15 protein-coding genes are annotated in these 19,674 nt (G+C 72.5%); 3 read left to right on the top strand and 12 right to left on the bottom strand.

Annotation, left to right across the window (positions count from 1 at the left end; genetic code table 11):
* The 6 genes from ACH4G3_RS19860 to ACH4G3_RS19885 all read right to left on the bottom strand — a co-directional run bounded on the left by ACH4G3_RS19860 (nt 1) and on the right by ACH4G3_RS19885 (nt 11,833).
* A complete protein-coding gene (locus ACH4G3_RS19860; protein ID WP_397625716.1) occupies nt 1–2,910 on the bottom strand; it encodes an ATP-binding protein in 2,910 nt (969 codons plus the stop codon).
* Between the two features lie 203 nt (nt 2,911–3,113).
* Complete coding sequence (locus ACH4G3_RS19865; protein WP_397625717.1) at nt 3,114–4,121, bottom strand: (-)-alpha-amorphene synthase; 1,008 nt, start codon at nt 4,119–4,121, stop codon at nt 3,114–3,116.
* Nucleotides 4,105–5,586, bottom strand: coding sequence for a cytochrome P450 (locus ACH4G3_RS19870; RefSeq protein ID WP_397625718.1), 1,482 nt, complete (start codon nt 5,584–5,586; stop codon nt 4,105–4,107). The genes ACH4G3_RS19865 and ACH4G3_RS19870 overlap by 17 nt, the downstream gene beginning before the upstream one ends.
* 227 nt (nt 5,587–5,813) lie before the next feature.
* Nucleotides 5,814–8,744, bottom strand: coding sequence for a glycosyl hydrolase 115 family protein (locus ACH4G3_RS19875; protein ID WP_397625719.1), 2,931 nt, complete (start codon nt 8,742–8,744; stop codon nt 5,814–5,816).
* 321 nt (nt 8,745–9,065) lie between these two features.
* Nucleotides 9,066–10,220 carry a M20 family metallopeptidase gene (locus ACH4G3_RS19880; protein WP_397625720.1) on the bottom strand — a complete coding sequence of 385 codons (1,155 nt, stop codon included), beginning with the start codon at nt 10,218–10,220 and terminating at the stop codon, nt 9,066–9,068.
* Between the two features lie 38 nt (nt 10,221–10,258).
* Nucleotides 10,259–11,833, bottom strand: a complete 1,575-nt coding sequence (locus ACH4G3_RS19885) for an AbgT family transporter (protein WP_397625721.1) — start codon at nt 11,831–11,833, stop codon at nt 10,259–10,261.
* A gap of 112 nt (nt 11,834–11,945) precedes the next feature.
* On the opposite strand from ACH4G3_RS19885, the gene ACH4G3_RS19890 reads away from it, so the two are divergent.
* Genes ACH4G3_RS19890 through ACH4G3_RS19900 form a run of 3 tightly spaced genes read left to right on the top strand, consistent with a single transcriptional unit; the run spans nt 11,946 to nt 15,065 of the window.
* On the top strand, nt 11,946–12,989 hold the full coding sequence (locus ACH4G3_RS19890) for an Lrp/AsnC family transcriptional regulator (protein WP_397625722.1): 1,044 nt from the start codon (nt 11,946–11,948) through the stop codon (nt 12,987–12,989).
* Complete coding sequence (locus tag ACH4G3_RS19895) at nt 12,976–14,370, top strand: M20 family metallopeptidase (protein WP_397625723.1); 1,395 nt, start codon at nt 12,976–12,978, stop codon at nt 14,368–14,370. The genes ACH4G3_RS19890 and ACH4G3_RS19895 overlap by 14 nt, the downstream gene beginning before the upstream one ends.
* 53 nt (nt 14,371–14,423) lie before the next feature.
* Nucleotides 14,424–15,065: a chorismate mutase gene (locus tag ACH4G3_RS19900; RefSeq protein WP_397625724.1), complete on the top strand. Its 642-nt coding sequence runs from the start codon at nt 14,424–14,426 to the stop codon at nt 15,063–15,065.
* Nucleotides 15,066–15,073: 8 nt separating this feature from the next.
* Here ACH4G3_RS19900 and ACH4G3_RS19905 read toward each other — a convergent pair whose 3' ends face one another.
* The 6 genes from ACH4G3_RS19905 to ACH4G3_RS19930 all read right to left on the bottom strand — a co-directional run bounded on the left by ACH4G3_RS19905 (nt 15,074) and on the right by ACH4G3_RS19930 (nt 19,643).
* The gene (locus ACH4G3_RS19905; protein WP_397625725.1) at nt 15,074–15,517 is read right to left on the bottom strand and encodes a DUF779 domain-containing protein; all 444 of its coding nucleotides are present in this window, start codon (nt 15,515–15,517) and stop codon (nt 15,074–15,076) included.
* Nucleotides 15,518–15,598: 81 nt separating this feature from the next.
* On the bottom strand, nt 15,599–16,441 hold the full coding sequence (locus ACH4G3_RS19910) for an SDR family oxidoreductase (RefSeq protein ID WP_397625726.1): 843 nt from the start codon (nt 16,439–16,441) through the stop codon (nt 15,599–15,601).
* A gap of 79 nt (nt 16,442–16,520) precedes the next feature.
* Entirely contained in the window at nt 16,521–17,708 is a 1,188-nt protein-coding gene (locus ACH4G3_RS19915) for an NAD(P)/FAD-dependent oxidoreductase (RefSeq protein ID WP_397625727.1), read from the bottom strand.
* Nucleotides 17,705–17,902: a ferredoxin gene (locus tag ACH4G3_RS19920; protein WP_397625728.1), complete on the bottom strand. Its 198-nt coding sequence runs from the start codon at nt 17,900–17,902 to the stop codon at nt 17,705–17,707. The genes ACH4G3_RS19915 and ACH4G3_RS19920 overlap by 4 nt, the downstream gene beginning before the upstream one ends.
* Before the next feature lie 37 nt (nt 17,903–17,939).
* Nucleotides 17,940–19,181 carry a cytochrome P450 gene (locus ACH4G3_RS19925; protein ID WP_397625729.1) on the bottom strand — a complete coding sequence of 414 codons (1,242 nt, stop codon included), beginning with the start codon at nt 19,179–19,181 and terminating at the stop codon, nt 17,940–17,942.
* Between the two features lie 9 nt (nt 19,182–19,190).
* Complete coding sequence (locus ACH4G3_RS19930; RefSeq protein ID WP_397625730.1) at nt 19,191–19,643, bottom strand: hypothetical protein; 453 nt, start codon at nt 19,641–19,643, stop codon at nt 19,191–19,193.
* Between the last annotated feature and the right edge of the window lie 31 nt (nt 19,644–19,674).

Raw genomic sequence — 19,674 nt, forward strand, 5'->3', positions numbered from 1 at the left:
CTACCGGTCGTGCCGGGAGCGGTTCGCCAGGGCGTCGGCGAGGCCGGACGCGTCCGTGCCGAGTTTTCGGTACACGGAGGACAGGAGCTGCCGGACGCCCTGCTCGGTGAGCCGCAGCTCCTTCGCGACGACCGATGCCGGGCTGCCCGTGCTCGTCATCTCGGCTGCCCTGCGCTCCCGGGCCGTCAGCATGTCCGTCTGCGCGTAGCGCAGGGGCAGCGGGCGCAGTCCCGCGGCGGACAGCTCCCGCCTGGCCCGGGCGGCCAGACCTTCGGCACCGCAGTGCACCGCGCCCTCCAGGCCCTGGTAGAGCCGGTCGGCGGCGTCGTGCAGACGGCCGCTGCGGGCCAGCGCGGCGCCGTGGCCGACCAGGGCACGGGCCAGTTCGTACGCGGCGGGCGACCGCTCCAGATGGTCGACGGCCTGGGTGTGCAGATCGAGTGCCGCCTGCCCGCCGGTCACCTCCGCCTGGACGTGCAGCGCCTGCCCGATCGCGGACGCCGCACCGAAGTCCCGGGCCCGCTTGACCGCGTCCTGGGCGTGGCGGACCGCCTCGTCGGGGGCGGTACGGGCGAGTGCCGAGGCCAGCCCGAGCTGCCAGGGGCACCACGCGGGGTTGTGCCAGTCCCGGGCGTCCAGCCAGTCCCCGACCTCGGACAACAGCCGCGCCGCCTGCGCCAGTCGCCCCTCCGCCAGGAGCAGGTCGGCGTACACCGTGCGCGGATCCGGGAAGATGACGGCGTTGGGGACCACGTCGCCGTAGTGGTAGCTGTCGGCGAGCCTGCGTGCCGCCACGACGCGGCCGCGGGCCAGCAGGGTCTGGATGAGAATGCCGATGGCGAACCACTGGGCGGGCACCGCCCCTTCGACGCGCTCGGCGGTGTGCAGCCCGGCCCGGACGAGTTCCTCCGCCTCGGGCAGGCAGCCACGTCGGTAGCGGATGTAGCCCAGGAGCGTCTGGCCCTGCGCCAGGTGGGAGCCGCGCCACCCCATGTGCTCGCACTCGGCCATGCCTTCGGCGAAGAGCTCCTCGGCCCGCCGGGGCTGGTCGCAGTACATGAACAGCAGGGCGACCGCCGCGGGCACCTCGAAACCGCGGTTCTCGTCGGTCCAGCTCATCCCTCCGCGCAGGGCCTTCTCGGCATACCCGAGGGCGGTCCGCCGCGGCTCGCCGCGCACGAGGGCGTCCCAGGCCCGCAGACCGAGGATGTAGCGCTCCTCCAGGCCCCGGCCCGGCAGCTTGTCCGCAAGGCGCGCCAGCCGGCGCGAGCGGGCGGACGAGTCGGGCTCGTCGGCGCGGAACGCGCTCCACACGAAGTGATCGGCCTGCATGCGCAGTTTGACGCGCGCGTTGGTGGCGCGCCGCGCCTCTTCGGCGGCCACGGTCGCGGCCTCGGTCAGCCGGTCGGTGTGGGCCAGCGCCTGGGTCAGCCGGTAGACGATGGACGCGCGCAGGTCGGGGTCGATTCCCGGCTCCGTCAGCGCCTCCCGGAGATGGCTGACGGTGGCCGTGGGCTCGATCAGGAAAGTGGAGCAGGCAAGCTCATGGAGAAGGGCGGCGCGGTCCTCCGCCGGGGGCGGTTCCCGCAGCGCCCGGGCCAGCACGCGCCGGGCGGCCTCCGGAGCCCCGGCGCGCAGATACTCACGCCCGGCGGCGCGCAGGCACGCGACCGCCTCGGGCCGGCCGTCGCAGGGAACCTCCAGCAGGTGCCGGGCGGCGACGGTGGGGTCGGCCCCGACCGCCTGGGCGGCATGGGCGGCCGCGTTGTGCATGCCGACCCGCAGGCCCGCGGGGATGTCGCGGTAGATCGTCGTGGCGATCTGGGGGTGGACGAACTCCAGGCCGCCCGTGGGCTCGTAGGCGTCCGCGAGGATGCGCCGGGCGCGCAGCTTCTCGGCCGCCTCGGCGGCCTCCTCGCTGCCGAGTACCGCGAGGTCGGCGGCGACCTCCGGTGAGAAGGGCCCGCCCAGGACGGCGCCGGCCCACGCGAAGCGGATGGTGCCCGGGCCGAGCCGTTTGAGGCGCTCGATCAGGCCGGGGCCCTTGACCGCGGCGGCGAGGTCCCGCATCACGGGCAACTCGTCCTGGGTGCCCCTCACCTTCCGCTCACGGAGCCTGATGGCCAGCTCGACGGCCTCGAAGGGGCTTCCGCCGGTGACCGTCCAGCACTCGACGCAGAACTCGTCCTCGGCCTCCTCACCCACCTCGTCCCTGATGATCCGCGCCACACCGGCCTCACCGAGCGGAGACAGCAGGTGCGGGCGCTGCTCGTGGCGTTCGACGAGGGTGCGGAAGGAGGTCGCGTCGGACGGAAGTTCATCGGGCCGGTAGCCGACGACGATCAGCAGCGGGAGGTCCGCGACCCGGGGTGCGAAGGAGGCGAGCCAGTCGAGCGATTCGGCATCGGCCCAGTGCAGGTCGTCCAGGAGCAGGACGACGGGGGAGTTCAGCATCGTCAGGCGCGTCATGACCCAGTCGAGGCCGTCGCGCACTCCGGTCGGGTCCGGCATCCGGGCGGTGTCCGTCGCCTCGAGACCGAGCGCGGCGCCGACGATGTCGTACCAACTGCCCAGGAAGTCCCGGCGCTCCGTCTCGCCCATCCTGGCCAGGACGGGCTGCATGATCTGGCGGACGACACGGAATGCCATCCCCGACTCGTTCTCGCCGCCCTTGCCGGAGAACACCGTGAACCCGAGGGCGGCGGCGCGGGCGCGCGCCGCCGCGATGAGTGTCGTCTTGCCCAGCCCGGCCTCACCGGTGAAGGCGAGCAGCCCGCCGCGCGGTACCCGGGGGACGCCGTCGACGGTGTCACGGAGCGCCGCCAACGCGTGATCGGTGGCCTGGAGTTCTTCGTCGCGTTCGAGAAGAGGCCGGTGTTCGGTGATCGGTTGCCGCAGCCCATGGGCCATGTGGTCTACCGCTTCCTGTCGTTGCTCCCCGCCGGACGGGGCGAGCGTACGCCCTGGTGCACGCCTCTTGGCCGGGTCGGAACAGCAGGTCGACAGGGAGGGTGAATTTCTGGCAGGAGCGGTTCGGCTCTCAGTCTTTCGGGTAAAGTGTCGCGTTTCTTCCTCTCTCTTGGACCTGTGGCGAGGACCGGTCGGGCAGCGGATCAGAGCACCACGGGTGCCGCCATCGTGTCCGCGTACCGTGGCACGGTCCGGGACCAGAAGTAGCAACCGCGGATCCAGCCGGCCATGCCCTCCACGTAGCCGACACCGGACGGGGACAACTGCGGCCTGAGTTCACCGAAGAGATCCTCGAACTCGCGGATCGTGCTGTTGATGTGCTGTGTGGCGAGCGTGACGGCCACCGGCAGGGAGCACCGGTGTGTCCGCTGGTAGGCGAGGGCCAGGTTGATCACGCCGCCCGCCCGCTGTTCCTTCACCGCGGAGAAGAGGTCGGGTATCCACACCGCCGCGTCGGCCGACAGCCGGCTCAGGCGTCGCATGGCGGGGTGGTGGATCTCCTCGGGGGTCAGTTCGCACGGCTGCGCGGCCTCGCACAGCGGGTAGAACGGCTCGACACCCGCGATGAGGGAGCGGATGGACCGGCACAGCCCGCTGCCCACCGGGACGGGGTGGGCCTGGGCCACCGCTTCGTACAGCAGGCCGTGCACGTACTCGCGGCTGTACCAGGCCCATCGTGCGGCCTGAGCGGGTGTGCACCGCTCCTGTACCTGTCGATGGAGGTCGGCCAGGGCGGCCCCGAGCGGGGTGGTGGGTGGTTGGCCGTCCCGCAGGATCGCGATGCTCTCGCACAGCATGGGCAGCAGACGGCCCGGCGTGTGCCGGCCGACGTCCTCCGCGCGGTCGTCGAAGATGAACTGGTAGGCGATCTGGTTGGCCATGATCTGGAGGAGCCCGGAATCCATGGTCGGACTGTTGTAGGCGGCGAGTTCGGCGGGGCGCGTACAGGAGATCATGGCCGCCACCGCCGGGTCATCGGTCAGCCCCCACGTGCTCAGCCATTCCTCGACGCCCGCCGCGGCTTCGCAGGCGTGGGGATTGCGCTGGAAAGGGAAGGGCATGTAGAGGTTCGCGTCGATCAGTTCCCTCAGATCGACGACCTGAATTCCGTCCTGCGGGGCGAGCGTGATTTCCTCATGCGTCGCGGACATCGCGGCCACCTGCCGTTCGGGAGTCGTGGACGACGGGCACGACGGTTGTCCCGGGTGCGCGGGAATCCGCGCGAGGCGGTGTGCCCGCCGGTCGCCTCGTTCGCGGTTCGCTGACCATCATCAGTTCCCTCGGCCCCAACGACGCGGCGGGGCGCGGCCGTTCGGTGCGGCCGGGCAGCTGACGCAGCCGCCAGTGGCGGGCGATGAACGCGACGGCCACCGTGGCCTCCGTCAGAGCGAGTGTCTCTCCGATGCACTTCCGGCTGCCCGCGCCGAACGGGATCATCGCTCCGGGCGGGACCGTGTCGGCCTGCGCCGGCAGCCAGCGGCCGGGGAGGAAGCGATCGGGGTCCGGGAACAGGGCGGGGTCGTGGTGCAGGAGGTAGGGGCTGAACATGACGGTGGCGCCCTGCGGCAGACGGTGCCCGGCGAGCTCCGTCTCCTGTGTGGTGACGCGGGTGAAGAGCCAGCCGGGCGGGCGGTGGCGGAGGGTCTCGGTGAGGACGCACCGGGTGTGGAGGAGGCGCGGCAGCTCGTCCGGGCCGGGCGGCTGCCCCGAAGCGAGCACGGCGTCGACTTCGGCGTGCAGGCGGCGTTCCTCCTCGGGGTGCCGCCCCAGGAGCTCCAAGGCGGAGGAGAGGCACAGGGCGGTGCTCTCGACGCCGGCGAACATCAGCGTCAGCACCTGGCCGTGGACTTCCCTGTCGGTGATCGCCGTCCCGCCGCCGGTCCGCGTGGCCGACAGCAGGGTCCCGAGCAGGTCGTCGCGGTCGTCGTGGGGAGTGCCTCGCCGGCGCTGGGCGATGGCCGCGTCGACGATCGCGCGCAGGCGGTCGGAAGCCTGCCGGTAACGCCGGTTCGCCGGCGTGGGAACACGGAACAGCGCGTCGACCGGCATCACCGTCCGGACGAACACGCCGCGGAACACGGTGGCCAGGCACCTGCGCATCTCGGCGGCCGTGTCGGTGTCGAGCGAGTCGGAGAAGAGGACGCGGCTGACCACGCGTGTGGACAGGTCCATCATGGCCGCGCTGACGTCGACCACCTGCCCTGCCCGCCACGCGCGGCACACCGACTCCACTTCCTCGCCCATCAGCCGCACCTGGTCGGCGACGCGGGCCTTGCGGAACTCCGGCTGGAGCATCCTGCGCTGGCGCCGGTGGTCCTGATGGCGGCAGGTGCCGACGCCGTCCCCCAGCAGCATCCGTAACCTGTCGTAGAGCGGGCCGCCCTTGTCGAACGTGCGCGGGTCCCTGAGCACCTGGTGGACCAAGTCGGGGTGACACGCCATCCAGGCACGCTGCGGACCCAGGCGTATCTCGACCAGATCCCCGTGTTGGGACAGAGAATTCAGAAAGGCCAGCGGTCGACGGACCAGGTCGACACCGTGGCCGATGAATGGGAATATGCCTGGAGCAGTGCCCACTGTCCAATCTCGGGCCGGTCCGGGAACGGAGCCGCTCATCGAATACCACCTGCCTCATTCGGCACACAGGATTTCGGTGCGGGCGCACCGGTTTGGGGCTCGCCTCATGTCCTGCCCAGTGGAATCCGCCGCCGGTGCGCCGAATCCTTTCTCTATAGGGGCGCACGGAGGCATGGAGGGGCGTCGAGCGAATCACGGTTGCGGCATGTATCAGCTTTTTATTGGTTTTCCGTGCACGCGGAAATCCGTGTTCCCGGCAGTGCTCCTCAAGCCCACGGCAGTCCGGGCGCGGCTGGCATGGACATGCTTGCCGGGTCGGGGTTGAAGACGCGGTGGTAGCTCTCCGGGGGCGCGAGACAACTCGCCGCCAGGCCACCCGTGTCGATGACGATCTGGTCCACCGCCATCGCCGGGTCCACCATGAACACCCGCAGCACGTGTTCCCCGGGCTCCGTGACGGTCACCCGGGCCGTCAGCTTCTCGATGCCCTCCTCGACGTTGCGGGCCCAGGCGTCACCTCGGTTGCCCGTCGCGATCGCCTGGCCGGACAGGACCGTCGGCGGCTGGTCGTCGAGGGCGACCGCCAGCCGGCGCTGGCCCCGCTCGTCGAGGGAGGGCAGCCGGAAGACGGTCACCGGGAAGGTGCCGGTGCTGGTGAAGCGCACCCGGTAGCGCAGCTCCGGTGACCGGGTGGGCAGGTCCTCGGTGATCGGCGGTGCGGTCGTCGGGACCGCCTCGACGGCGGCCGTACGGCGTCCCAGGCCGCGGACGACCCGCCACCGGGCCCCGCCGCGCGCCACCCGGCGGTCGAAGTGCGCCGCGTCGATGGACACATGGCCGTGGGCCTCGACGAAACCGCGGGCGCGCTGCCGGGCCCGTTCACCGTCGTTGACCACCCGCAGCGGCACCTCGGCGGTCGAGCCGGCGCTGGTGAAGGTCAGTGTGGGCAGGTGTGTGCCCTCCGGCGCCCGCGGCCAGTCGATCTCCACCCATACCCGCGTCTGGTCCGTGAGTTCGCCGCCGGCCGTGCTCAGCCGGATCCAGGGGTGACTCGGCTCGGCCTGCCACTCCAGCGGGAGGAACCCCGTGTTGAAGACGTCCACGAAGCGGCGGTCGCGGGTGTAGGAGGAGAAGGAGAGCGGCCGGCTCGCTCCCGTTTCGTTGCCCTCCGCGGCCAGCCCCAGGCCCGAGGTCTCCTGGCGTGGCACCCGTGTGACGGCAGGACGGCCGGGGGCCTTGGGGATCTGGGAGGGGTAGGGGTTGACGATGCCGTCCCACTTGCCGCCCGCGACCTCCGCGTTGTAGCGGCGGGTGATCGCCTGCTCCTCGGCGTGCGCGGCCTCGGCCAGGTCCGCGAAGCGGTTGGTGCCCGCGCCGCGCCCCTGACGGACGGCGAGCGCGTTCCGGTCCGCCCAGTAGTACTTCAGGTTCATCAAGCAGGCCCCGTGCACCGGGTATTCGACCAGTTCGTAGAAGGCGTCGCGGTAGGGCTCGGGCAGCTTCGCGCCCAGCTTGCGCACCCGGTCCAGCAACTGCGCGTAGGCGGTCATCCGGCGGCCCGCCTCATCGCCGTGGTGCACCGTCGAGAAGATCGCCTTGTCGATGAACTCCGGGCGCCGCTCCGCCGCCAGGCGGTAGTACTCCGTGCGGATGGCGGCGATCTCCGAGCCGTGGCGCTGGCCGAACTGGCGCCCGGCCCACTCCACCAGGAAGTCCTCGACGTCGTCCGGCCCCCAGCGGTCCACGTCCCACGCCATGTCCAGGCAGAAGGACAGGCCCGTCTCGATCGACTTGATGTCACCGACGTTGAAGATCCACATCCGGTCGGCCCGGTGGTCGTGGACCCGGCGCAACTCCTGCCACACCTTGCTCAACTGCGTGGTGTCCAGCCACAGATAGCTCCGGGGGCGGCCCCAGTAGGACAGGTGGTAGTAGATGCCGTTGCCGCCGGAGCGGCGGCGCTCCGCCTCGTCCGGGAGCTGGCGCATGTTGCCGTGGTTGTCGTCCGGCCAGATCAGCGTGACGTCGTCGGGGACCTGGACGCCCGCGTTGTACAGCTCCAGGACCTCCTTGTACGGGATGAAGATCTGCGGCTCGGCCGCCTCGCCCACCTCCTCGGCCAGGATGCGGCGCTGGTCGCTGATGATGTCGTTCATCACCCCGACCTTCTCCGGGATCGTGGTGGCGTACTTCGTCTCCAGCGCGGAGTCGTGCAGACCGCGCATGCCGATCGTCCAGCTGCTCTCGTAGGCCGCGTTCTGCCGGGCCCGCGCCCGCCAGTAGTCGGAGATGACGGCCGGGTTCACCGTGTAGTCGTAGAGCGGCACGGTCCCGTCGGGGTTCCGGTGCTCCTGGGCCCACGGCTCCCACTCGTGCACGCCGTTGCGGAGCATGGCCTCGGGGTGGCTCGAGCCCACCACGATGCCGTAGCGATCGGCCAGTTCGGGATTCTCGCGGTGCTTGTTGAAGAAGTCGGAGTACGGGTGCATCGCGGGCCAGAGGTAGTTGGCCTTGAGGCGCAGCAGCAGTTCGAAGACGCGCTCGTAGGTGCGGGGGCCGATGTTCTTGTCGGGCTCCTGGGTGCGGTGGGACCAGGTGGTGAGGTTCTGCTCGTCGTTGATGAAGACGCCGCGGTAGCGGACGGCGGGCTCGTGGCGTACGAAGGGGCCCGCCGGGACCGTCACCGTGTCGCGGCGGACCACCGGGACGTCGGCCCACCAGTACCAGGGCGAGACGCCGATGCGTTCCGAGGTGTCGTAGACGCCGTAGACCGTGCCGCGCCGGTCGCTGCCCGCGATGACCAGGGCTCGGTCCACGCCGGGCAGTGGACGCTCCACGACCTGGGTGACGGACGCCTCCCAGCGGCCCCGGACCCGGGAGACGTCCAGGCGCCCGTGCCGGACCAGCCGGTCGATCACCGGGCTCGCGCCGATCGTCCCCACCAGGACCAGGAGTGCGGCCCGCCGGGGCACGGCGTGCAGCAGCTGCGGCCTGACACCGCCGACCCGCTCCACGTCCGCCACGAGGTCACCGGCCGCGCGGATCACGGCGGGGTCGTCCGCCGCGTCCACGAACACGTCCGTGGTGGTGCCGTCGCGGAGCAGCGGGAAGTCCGGTCGGGCCGAGGCGGCGGCTTCGGCGGTGGTGGCGGGGAGTACGGCGGCGGGGAGCAGGGGGGCGGCGCCGACGGCTGCCATTCCCCGTAAGAACGACTTGCGGGTCCATGACGGGTGCGACGGTCTGCGGGGCTCGCTGTGCGGCACGGGGCACTGCCTTTCCGCGTCAGCCCGCGTCGGTTCCTCGTCCGGGCCGTCGGCGGGGCTGCGCGCACGTGGGATGGTAGGAACGGACTGATTGGCATGAGCAGGCTAGAAAGCGCTTGCCATCGCACCGCACCCTAGGCGAGCCCGCGTGCGGGCGTCCAGAGGCCGGAAGGCGTCCGCGGTGCACCGCCCCGGCCGTTCCCCTGCTACTGCGCCCCGGCCGTTCCCTGGCTACTCCGCCCGGCGATTCCCCGGCTACTGCGCCCCTGCCATGAGCAGCCCCGCCAGCAGGGCCGTGCGCGGCGGGATGTGGTCCAGCAGGACGTGTTCGTGCCGTGCGTGGGCGCCGTCGCCCACCGCGCCCAGGCCGTCGAGGACGGGACGGCCGAGCGCGGAGACGAAGTTGCCGTCGCTCGCCCCGCCGACGGCCGTCTCCCGCAGGGACCACCCCAGCTCCGCCGCAGCCGCGCGCGCCTGCTTGAACAGGAGCCGGGAGGCGGGCGTCGGCACCATCGGGGGCCGGTTCCAGCCGCCGGTGACCGAGACCCGTACCCGGGGGTCGGAGGGTTGGAGAGAGGCCAGTGCGGCGTCGATGCGGGCCGCTTCGGCGGGGTCGGGGATCCGTACGTCGATGCCGCAGCTCGCCCTTCCGGCGACGACGTTGCGGCCCGTGCCGCCGCCGATCACCCCGACGTTGACCGTCGTGCCCCGCTCCCGGGAACCCAGGCCGGCAACCCGGGTGACCAGCTCGGCGAGGGCGTGCACGGCACTCGCGCCCCGGTACGGATCGAGGCCCGCGTGTGCCTCCACGCCCTCCACCGTCACCTCGAAGAGGCCGACGCCCTTGCGGGACGTCTTCAGCGCCCCCTCCGGCCCGGCCGACGCCTCGCACACGAGCGTGGCCGTCGCGTCCTCGCTCAGCCGCTCGATGTGCGGGCGGGAGGCCGGGCTGCCGATCTCCTCGTCGCCGTTCAGGAACAGCCGCACCGACGGACGCGGCAGCTCCAGTTCCCGCAGCAGGCGCAGCGCCCACACCGCCTGCAGCAGACCGCACTTCATGTCGAACACGCCCGGACCGGTGGCCCGCCCGTCCTCGCTCACCCGGAAGGGCCACTCGGCGAGGGTGCCGGCCGGCCACACCGTGTCGTAGTGGCACAGGACCAGCACCACGGCCGGGGATGTGCCCCGGTAGAACAGCTCCAGCATGTCGCCGTGCGGGCCGCCGTCGTACCTGCGCGCCTCGTCGGGAGGGCCGAGCCGGTGGTGGGTCCAGGCCTCGACGGCCGCGAGGCCTGCGGTCAGCAACTCCTTGTCGTCGCTGGGCGTTTCCAGCTCGACCAGCCTCCGCAGGTCACCGGTCATCTCCGGCAGGGCGGTGCGGGCCGACGACTCGACGCGGCTCAGGGACATGGACGGTCCTCCTCGTACGGATGGAAGCGGCCGGGAGGTCAGCGGACGGGCACCCCGGGGCCCAGCGGAATGCCCAGTGCCCACCAGGCGTAGAACAGCAGCGTCCAGGCCACCAGCATGACCAGGCACAGCGGCAGGGTCAGCGACAGCAGCGTGCCGATGCCGGCCGAGCGCCGGTAGCGCTGGACGACACCCAAGGTCATCACGAAGTAGGCGCTCATCGGGGTCGCCGCGTTGGTGCAGGAGTCGGCGATGCGGTACACCGCCTGGGTCACCTCGGGCGGGATGTCGAGCAGCATGAACATCGGCACGAACACCGGGGAGACCAGGGCCCACTGGGCGGATCCGCTGGTGACGAGCAGGTTGATGACCGTGCAGACGAGCAGGACGCCGAGGAACGCGACCGGGCCCGTGATGCCCGCCGACTTCAGCAGCCCGGCGCCCCGGATCGCCAGGACCTCGCCGACGCCGGTCCACTTGAAGTACGCCAGGAACTGGGAGATGGCGAAGAACAGCACCAGGATCGGCGCCATCTCGCGCAGGCCCTGCGCCATCTGGTCGGGGATGTCCCGGCCGGTCCGCACGGTCCCGACCGTGCGCCCGTACACGGCGCCCACGATCAGGAACGCCACCGCCAGCACGACCGCGATGCCCGTGAGCACCGGCGACTCCACGATGCTGCCGCCCTCGCCCCGCAACGGTGACGAGGGCGGGGCCATCGCCACCACGACCAGCGCGGCGTACGCCAGCAGCGCGAGACCCGCGTTGCGCAGGCCCGTGCGCTCCACCGGACGCAGCGTCAGCCCGCCGTCCTCCGCACCGGCGGCCTCGGGGGCGTCCTCCGGCTCCGGTTCCTCCGGCATCGCCGCCACCCGCCGGGCGATGACCTTCTCCGTGACGACGGTGACCACGATGGCCAGGACGACCGACGAGGCCACGGAGAAGAAGTAGTTGGACAACGGGTTGACCACGTACGAAGGGTCGACCGTGTGCGCGGCGGCCGTCGTGAGACCGGCCAGGATCGCGTCCGTCGGCGTGACCAGCGGGCTCGCGTCGTACCCGGCGGACACCGACACGAACGCCACCACGGCACCGAGCATCGGACTGCGGCCCACCGCCCGGAACGCCATCGCGCCCAGCGGCACCAGCACCACGTAGGCGGCGTCGGACGCGACGTGCGCGACCATGGCGGTGAAGGCGAGCGTGAACGTCAGCCACCGGGCCGGGACCCGGGCGACGGCCGCCCGCAGCATCGCGGGCAGCAGCCCCGACCGGTCGGCGACGGCCACGCCCAGCATGACCACGAGGATCGTGCCGAGCGGCGGGAACGTGGCGTAGTTGGTCACCGCGTCGGAGATCATCATCCGCAGCCCCTCGCCCGAGACGAGGCTGCGCACCCCCACCGTCTTGCCGGTGGCGGGGTTGAGCGCGGAGGCGCCGGTGGCCGACAGGAGCCAGCTGACCAGCGCGAGGACGACGCTGAGGACACCGAACAGCCAGAAGGGGTGCGGCAGTTTGTTGCCGAGGCGCTCGATGCGACCGAGGACGGCGAGCAGTCGGGAGAGCTGCTTCGAGGGGACGTCGGGCGGCGGGGGTGAAGTGGCGGTGGTCACATCCCTATTGACGACCCTCTTGGTGAAATCATGCAAGTAAAAAGGTTGTTGCGGTCGTATCGGTCGTGTGAAGTCGCTGGTTGAAGGAATCGTTCCAAGGAGGATGGGTCGCATGGAGAACGCCCTGGACGACGACGACCTCGACCTGGTCGCCGCGCTCCAGCGCGCACCGCGCGCCCCGCTCAGCCTGCTGGCCCAGGCGCTGGGCGTGTCGGCGAGCACCGTGGGACGGCGGCTGGCCAGGCTGGAGTCGAACCGGCTGCTGCGGGTGATCGGCCAGGTCGACCTGTCGGTCACCGGCGAGGGCACGCCCTGGCACGTGTGGGTCGCCGCGCCCGGACGGGCCGTCGACGTCGCCCGGCGGCTCGTCGAACTGCCCGAGGCAGCCCATGTCGCGGTCACCGCCGGACAGGCGGACGTCTACTGCGTCGTCCAGCCCGCGCGCCGAGCCGAGACCCGCGACCTGCTCACCCGGCGTATCGCCACCCTTCCCGGCGTACGGTCCACCCGGACCGAACTCGTCCTGCGCGCGGACACCAAGTCCGACGCCTGGCGGCTGCCGCGCCTGACGCAGGACCAGCGCCGGCTGCTCGCCACGTACACGGCGGGGGAACGCGAGACGGACCCGCGAGGCACCGACCGGCCCGCCCGCCCCGCCGGTGACGAGCTGCGCACCCTGCGGCTGCTGGCCGCCGACGGCCGGATGACCGCCGCACAGGTCTCCCGGGAGCTGGGCATCGGGCAGTCCACGGCCTACCGCGTCACCCAGTCGCTGCTCCAGCGCGGACTGGTCCGGCCCCGCGTGGAGATCGAGCCCGGACTGCTGGGTTACGCCCTGGAGGCGGTGGTCGCGCTGACCGTGTCGCCGGGCGGGGTGCGCGAGGCCGCCCGGACGCTCGCCCGGCATCCCTCCGCCCGGTACGTGTCGACGAACGCGGGCACCTTCTCCGTCGTCCACCAGGGCGTCTTCCGCGACGAGGAGGGGCTCGCGGAGTTCCTCACCCGGGATCTGGCGAAGCTCGACGGGGTGATCTCCTTCGACGTCTCCGTCGTGCTCCAGGCACTGCGGCGGCACTGGCTCGACCGGGAGGACGGCCGCCTGGCCGCCGTACCCGGCCCGACGGACACCGGGAGCGCACGGCATGACGACACGTGAGACCGCCATCGGCCTGGCGGAGGCCTACTTCGACTCCGGCGGCTTCCTGGCCGACCTGCGGCGCCGGGTCGCGTTCCCGACCCAGAGCCCGCCGCCCGACGGCACGGGCCCGCTGCGCGCCTACCTGGCCGACGAACTCGCCCCCGCCGTACGCCGCCTGGGCGCCACCGTGCGGATCGTCGACAACCCGGTGCCGGACGCGGGCCCGTTCCTGCTCGCCCACCGGCACGAGGCCGACGGCCTGCCCACCGTCCTGGTCTACGGCCACGGCGACGTCGTCCCCGGGCAGGACGGCCGCTGGCGCACCGGCCTGTCCCCCTGGGAACTCGTCGTCGAGGGCGACCGCCTCTACGGACGCGGCACCGCCGACAACAAGGGCCAGCACACCGTCAACCTGGCCGCGCTCGAACAGGTCCTCGCCGCTCGCGGAGGCCGGCTGGGCTTCAACCTGAAGGTACTCGTGGAGACGGGGGAGGAGTCGGGCTCACCGGGCCTGCACGAGGTATGCCGCAGCCTGGCGGACGACCTGGCCGCCGATCTGCTCGTCGCCTCCGACGGCCCCCGCCTCGCGGCCGGCCGCCCCACCCTGTTCCTCGGCTCCCGGGGCGCCGCCAACTTCCGTCTGCGGGTGGCCCTGCGCGAGGGCGCCCACCACTCGGGCAACTGGGGCGGCGCCCTGCGCAACCCCGCCACGGTGCTCGCCGGCGCCCTGGCCGCCCTGGTCGACTCCCGGGGCCGCATCCTGGTGGAGGGGCTGCGGCCGCCGGCACTGCCCGGGCCCGTCGCCGCCGCCCTGGCGGACCTCACCGTGGGCGGCGGGGACGGCGACCCGGACGTGGACACCGACTGGGGCGAGCCGGGCCTCAGCCCGGCCGAACGCGTCTTCGGCTGGAACACCCTGGAGGTCCTCACCCTGGCCGCCGGGGACCCCGCCAAGCCCGTCGGCGCCATCCCCGGCACCGCCCACGCCGACGTCCAGCTCCGCTTCGTCGTCGGCACGCCCTGGCGCGACCTCGAACGCATCGTCCGCAACCACCTCGACGCCCACGGCCTGTCCATGGTCGACGTCGAGGTGCTCCAGGCCGTCCCCGCGACCCGCCTCAGCCCGGACGACCCGTGGGTCCGCCGGGCCGTGGACTCCCTGCGGCACACCACGGGCAAGGAACCGGCGGTCCTGCCGAACCTCGGCGGCACCCTCCCCAACGACGCCTTCGCGGACATCCTCGGCCTGCCCACGGTGTGGGTCCCGCACTCCCACCCCTCATGCTCCCAACACGCCCCCGACGAGCACCTGTTGGGGTCGGTGGCCCGCGAAGGGCTGCGCATCATGGCGGGGTTGTTCTGGGACCTCGGCGAACACGCGCCAGACGCCGCTCGGTAGGTTGCGGACGGCGCCGCGGTCCGGCGCCCCCGCCCCCACGGAAGGACACTCCTGTGCTCCCTCGACGTCCCCGGCCCGGTCTCACCCTCCTCGGCACCCTGACGGCCGCGGCGGCTCTGGCCGTCGGTACGGCGGGCCCGGCCACCACCGCCGAGCGGCCTGCTCCCGTACGTCATACGGCCGTCGCGCACGGCCCGACGCCGGACCTGACGCCGGTGACCGAACTGCTCGCCCAGCGACTGCTGCTGGCCGACAAGGTCGCCGCCGCCAAGTACGGCACGGACACGCCGATCGACGACCCGGAGCGCGAGGCGCGGATCCTGGACGACGTCCGCGCCCGGGCGGTCGGCCTCGGCCTCGAACCGGACGCCGTGGCCGCCGTGTTCCGGGACCAGATCGAGGCGAACAAGCTGGTGCAGCGCGGTCTGTACGCCCGCTGGGACGCGCACCCCGCCGAGCGCCCCACCGAGCGGCCCGACCTGGCCAAGGAGGTCCGCCCGGCCCTCGACCGCATCACCACCCAGCTGCTGGCCGCGCTCGACGACACGGAACGGGCCCGGAGTCTGCCGTCGTGCGGCCCGCGCCTGGCCACGGCCGCCGGCTGGTCCGCGTACACCCACGGGTTCGACACGCTGCACCTGAAGGCGCTCGGGCGGGCACTGCCGTCGGTGTGCGGGGCCGACTTCACGGGCTGAGGACCGGCCTAAACGCCTTGGTCCGCCCCGGTCGGCAGGGGCGGTTCCGACTCGATGCGGCGCAGTTCCTCGTCGGTGAGGAGGCGGGAGCGGAGCAGGAAGCGGACGCCTTCCGGGGCCTCCAGGGAGAAGCCGCTGCCGCGGCCGGGGACCACGTCCACGGTGAGGTGGGTGTGCGACCAGTACGCGTACTGGTCCCCGCTCATCCAGAACGGAGTGTCCCCGGCCACGTGTCCCAGCAGGACATCACCGGCACCGACCCGGAACTCGCCGCGCGGGTAGCACATCGGGGCGCTGCCGTCGCAGCAGCCGCCGGACTGGTGGAACATCACCGGCCCGTGCGTCCCGGTCAGCCGCCGGAGCAGATCCTCGGCGGCCGGCGTCAGTTCGACACGTCCCGTGCGCGCGGTCGTCGGCAGCACGCCGGGGTCGGGGGCGGGTGAGTCGGTCATGGGGTACCTCCCTGCGGTAGGGGTGCCCCGCCATGGTCGCCCGGAAGCATCCGTCCCGGAAACCCGTCGCCCCGGTGACCGTCAGCCCGGACGCCGCATGTGCCGGCGGATCCAGGCCGCCTGCCCGCCGTCGACGAGGAGGTCGCTGCCGGTGATGTACCGCGCCTCGGGTCCGGTGAGGAAGGCCACCGCGTCGGCGATCTCGCCGGGCGTGCCCGGCCGGCCGGCGCCGCACGCGTCGAGCATCGCGAGCATGTGCCCGTCGGCGTCCGAGTCGGCCTCCGCCTTCGCCATGGCGGTGGCGACGACCCCGGGGCTGATGGTGTTGACGCGGGCACCGAGCCGGTTCCAGGCGAGAGCGGCGGCCTGCACGCGTACCTGGTTGGCGCGTTTGGCGAGGATGTAGGCGGCGGTCGGGTCGTCGCCGAGGGCCGTGACCGCCTTCAGCCCGAGCAACTCCTCGGCGGGAGCCGTCGCCAGGGCGGTCTCGTCCTCGTCGTCGATCGAGGCCATGTGCCCGGCCAGGCTGGCGACACAGACCAGCGAGGTGCCGCGCACGGCCACCTTCTCGAACGCCTCGATCACGTACACCGTGCCGAGCAGGTCCACGTCGAGGATCCTGCGGACCGAGGCCGTCGCGGCGGCGACACCGGCGGTGTGCACCACGGCGGTGATCCGCCCCTGCTCCGCCGCGGTCCGGGCGAGCCTCTCGACCGACGCACGGTCGCGGACATCGGTCGGCACGCCCTGCACCGCGTAACCCTCCGCCCCCAGCTCCGCCACGACCTGATCGAGCCGCTCGCGTGCGTGGTCGGCGAGGATCAGCGTCCTTCCGCTGCCCAGCCGTCGCGCGACCGCCGTTCCCATCCCGCCCGCTCCGGTGACGACGACCACGTCACGTGCGTCGTCCGTACGGTTGTCCATGTGCGATCTCCTTGCTGAAGCCGAAAAAGGGCGGGAGCGGCACGGCGTCCGCTCCCGCCCGGGGTGGGGGTGCCGGGGGTCAGGCCGCCTCGGTGCCGGCGGCCGGTACGGCGTCGCGCCAGGCCGTCCCGCCCGCGATGGCCTGCCGCCAGGCGCGGACGGCCTTGGGCGGCATGCCGACCGCCAGGACGCCGGTCAGCCGCTCGCCCGTGCGGTAGGCGGCCACGAACCTGCGCCCGGCCAAGTCACCGTCCACGACGGCGACTTCGTCGTGCCCGCGCAGACAGCCGTACGCCTGGACCTTCAGGTCGTACTGGTCGGACCAGAAGTACGGCACCGGCGCGAACGGCCGGCGCGCGTCCGGCGCGGCGAGCAGGTTGCGGGCGGCGGTCATGCCCTGCTCGGCGGCGTTCGTACGGTGCTCGATCCGCATCGACGTCCCGAACAGCGGGTTGTCCCAGCGGGCCACGTCACCTGCCGCATATACTCCCGGCGCTGCCTCGCAGTACGCGTCGCAGAGCACGCCGTCGCCGACGCGCAGCCCGCTGTCCGCCAGCCACTCGGTGTTGGGCAGCGAGCCGACGGCGACCAGGACCTCGTCGGCCTCGACCACCTGGCCGTCCGCGAGCCGCACGCCCCCGTCGCTCACCTCGGCCACGGTGACACCGGTCCGCAGCTCCACGCCGTGGTCCAGATGGACCTGGGAGAGCACCTGGCCGACCTCGGTGCCGACGGCGTGCGCCAGCGGCACGGGAGCCGGTTCGAGCAGGGTCACGCGGGCGCCCAGCCGCCGGGCCACCGCGGCGGCCTCGGCGCCCAGGAACCCGGCGCCCACGACGACCAGCCGGCAGCCCGGTTTCAGCCTCTCGCGCAGCGCCAGGGCGTCGTCCAGGGTGCGCAGCACATGGGCGCCGCCGTCACCGGGCAGCCGCCGCGGGCGCACCCCGGTGGCCACGATCAGCCCGTCGTACGGCACTCGCGACCCGTCGGCCAGACACACCTCACGGACCGTCGTGTCCAGACCGGTCGCCGCGGTCCCCAGCCGCAGGTCGAGGCCGAGGGCGTCGAGGTCGGCCTGCGGGCGCAGCGGCAGCCGTCCGGTGGTCCACTCGCCGGACAGGATCTGCTTGGACAGCGGGGGACGGTCGTACGGGGCGTGCGGCTCGTCGCCGACGAGGGTGAGGGTGCCGTCGTATCCCGCCCGGCGCAGGGTCTCGGCCGCCGCGAGCCCGGCGGCCGAGGCACCGACGACCACGACGCGCCTCACCGCTCCACCAGCCTGATCGCCGCGGCCGGGCAGACCGCCACGGCCTCGCGCACGTCGTCGAGCAGTTCCTCACCGGGCCGCTCCTCCAGCAGGATCGCGACACCGTCGTCCTCGCGCTGGTCGAAGACGTCGGGAGCGGCCATCACACACTGCCCCGACGCCACGCACTTCGGTACGTCCAGTTCCACACGCATGTTTGTCACCTCGGTTGCTTCTGAGCGGGGGGAGGGGTCACCAGGCCACGGGCAGGCTGTGCACGCCGTAGGTGGTCCCGGTGTGGTCGAACTCCAGGTCCTCGATCGCCGTGGCCAGCCGCAGCGTCGGGATGCGGCGGTAGAGGGTGCCGTAGACGACCTGGAGCTCCAGGCGGGCCAGGTTCTGGCCCAGGCACTGGTGCGGGCCGTACCCGAACGCCTGGTGGATACGGGCCGGGCGGGTGATGTCCAGCCGTTCCGCCTCGGGGAAGACCTCCGGGTCCCAGTTCGCCGCGTGCAGGTCGAAGATGATGCCGTCGCCCTTGCGGATGACGACGTCACCGATCTCGATGTCGTCCTTGGCGACCCTGCGGACCCCGGTCTGGACGATCGACAGGTAGCGCAGCACCTCGTCCACCGCGTTCGCGACCAGCTTCGGGTCGTCGGTCTCGCGCAGCAGAGCCAGCTGGTCGGGGTGCTGGAGCAGGGCGAGGGTGCCGAGGCTGATCATCGTCGCGGTGGTCTCATGACCGGCGATCAGCATCGCCACGCCCATGTGGACGGCCTCGGTGTGCGTCATCTCCCCGGCCTGGACGCGGCCGGCCATCTCCGACAGCACGTCGTCGTCCGGGTCGGCCGTCTTCCGCGTGATCAGGTCGTCCAGGTAGGCGGCCAGCTCACCGCTGACCCTCCTGGCCTCCTCCGGCGGCGCCGAACCGTCCAGGACCAGGCTGCTGCTGCGCTGGAAGAAGTCGTGGTCCTCGTAGGGCACTCCGAGCAGTTCGGCGATGACCAGCGACGGCACCGGCAGCGCGAACGCCGTGAGCAGATCGGCCTGGTCGGGTCCGGCGAGCATCTTGTCGATCAGGTCGTCGACGATCTTCTGGACCGGCTCGCGCATCTTCTCGATCCGCTTGACCACGAACGGCCCGTTGACGGTCCGCCGCAGCCGCGTGTGCTCCGGGGCGTCGGTGTTGGTGATCAGCCGCGGTGTGATCGGCGCGATCTCCGCCCGGTGGGCGTTGACGTACGGGAAGCCGGGGTCGAGGTCGTCGTCACTGACGCGCGGGTCGGGCAGCAGGGCCCGCTGGTCGGCGTGCCGGGTGACCAGCCAGGGCGTGCTGCCGTTCCAGATCCGCACCCGGGTGATCGGCTTCCCGGACCGCAGCTCCTGCGCGGCCGGGGCGGGGGCCAGCGGCCGTTGAGCGGCCCGCGGCAGCGGGTACTCGGGCAGCGGCCCGGAGGCGCCGGTGACGGGGCACGTCAGGGCATCGGACATGACATCTCCTCAGAGGTGGGTGGGGGAGGGGGGTCCGGATGGAACCGGCTTGCCGGATCCCGGAGTCGGGTCGAAGGAGGTGGAAGAGTCACGGGTACGGGTGCGGTGGCCGGAGACGATCCCGCCGGCCGCGCCGAGCGAGACCAGCCCCATGGCAGCGGCGGCGGCGATTGCCTTCACACCGTCCAGGGCGACGTACATCGCCACGGCCGCACCGCCGTTGAACAGGAACAGGAACCACAGCGTGCCGGGCCTCGACAGGAAGCCCTTGATCCGCGGCTTCCGCGCGAGACGCGACCCGGTGACGAGCGCGACGGCGGACCCGGCGACGGTGGCCACGTCCTTGTGCGCGCCGTCGAGGACGGCACCGGCGCCCAGGGCCGCGCCGAGGCCGGCGGCGAAGAAGCTCCAGAGCAGCAGGTCGGTGACGAACGCCTTGACGGCGGTGGTGAGTTGGGACATGGGGGTACCTCTCGGGCTGGAACGCGGTGGA

The sequence above is a fragment of the Streptomyces afghaniensis genome (genome assembly GCF_044327915.1).
Classification (GTDB): Bacteria; Actinomycetota; Actinomycetes; order Streptomycetales; family Streptomycetaceae; genus Streptomyces; species Streptomyces afghaniensis.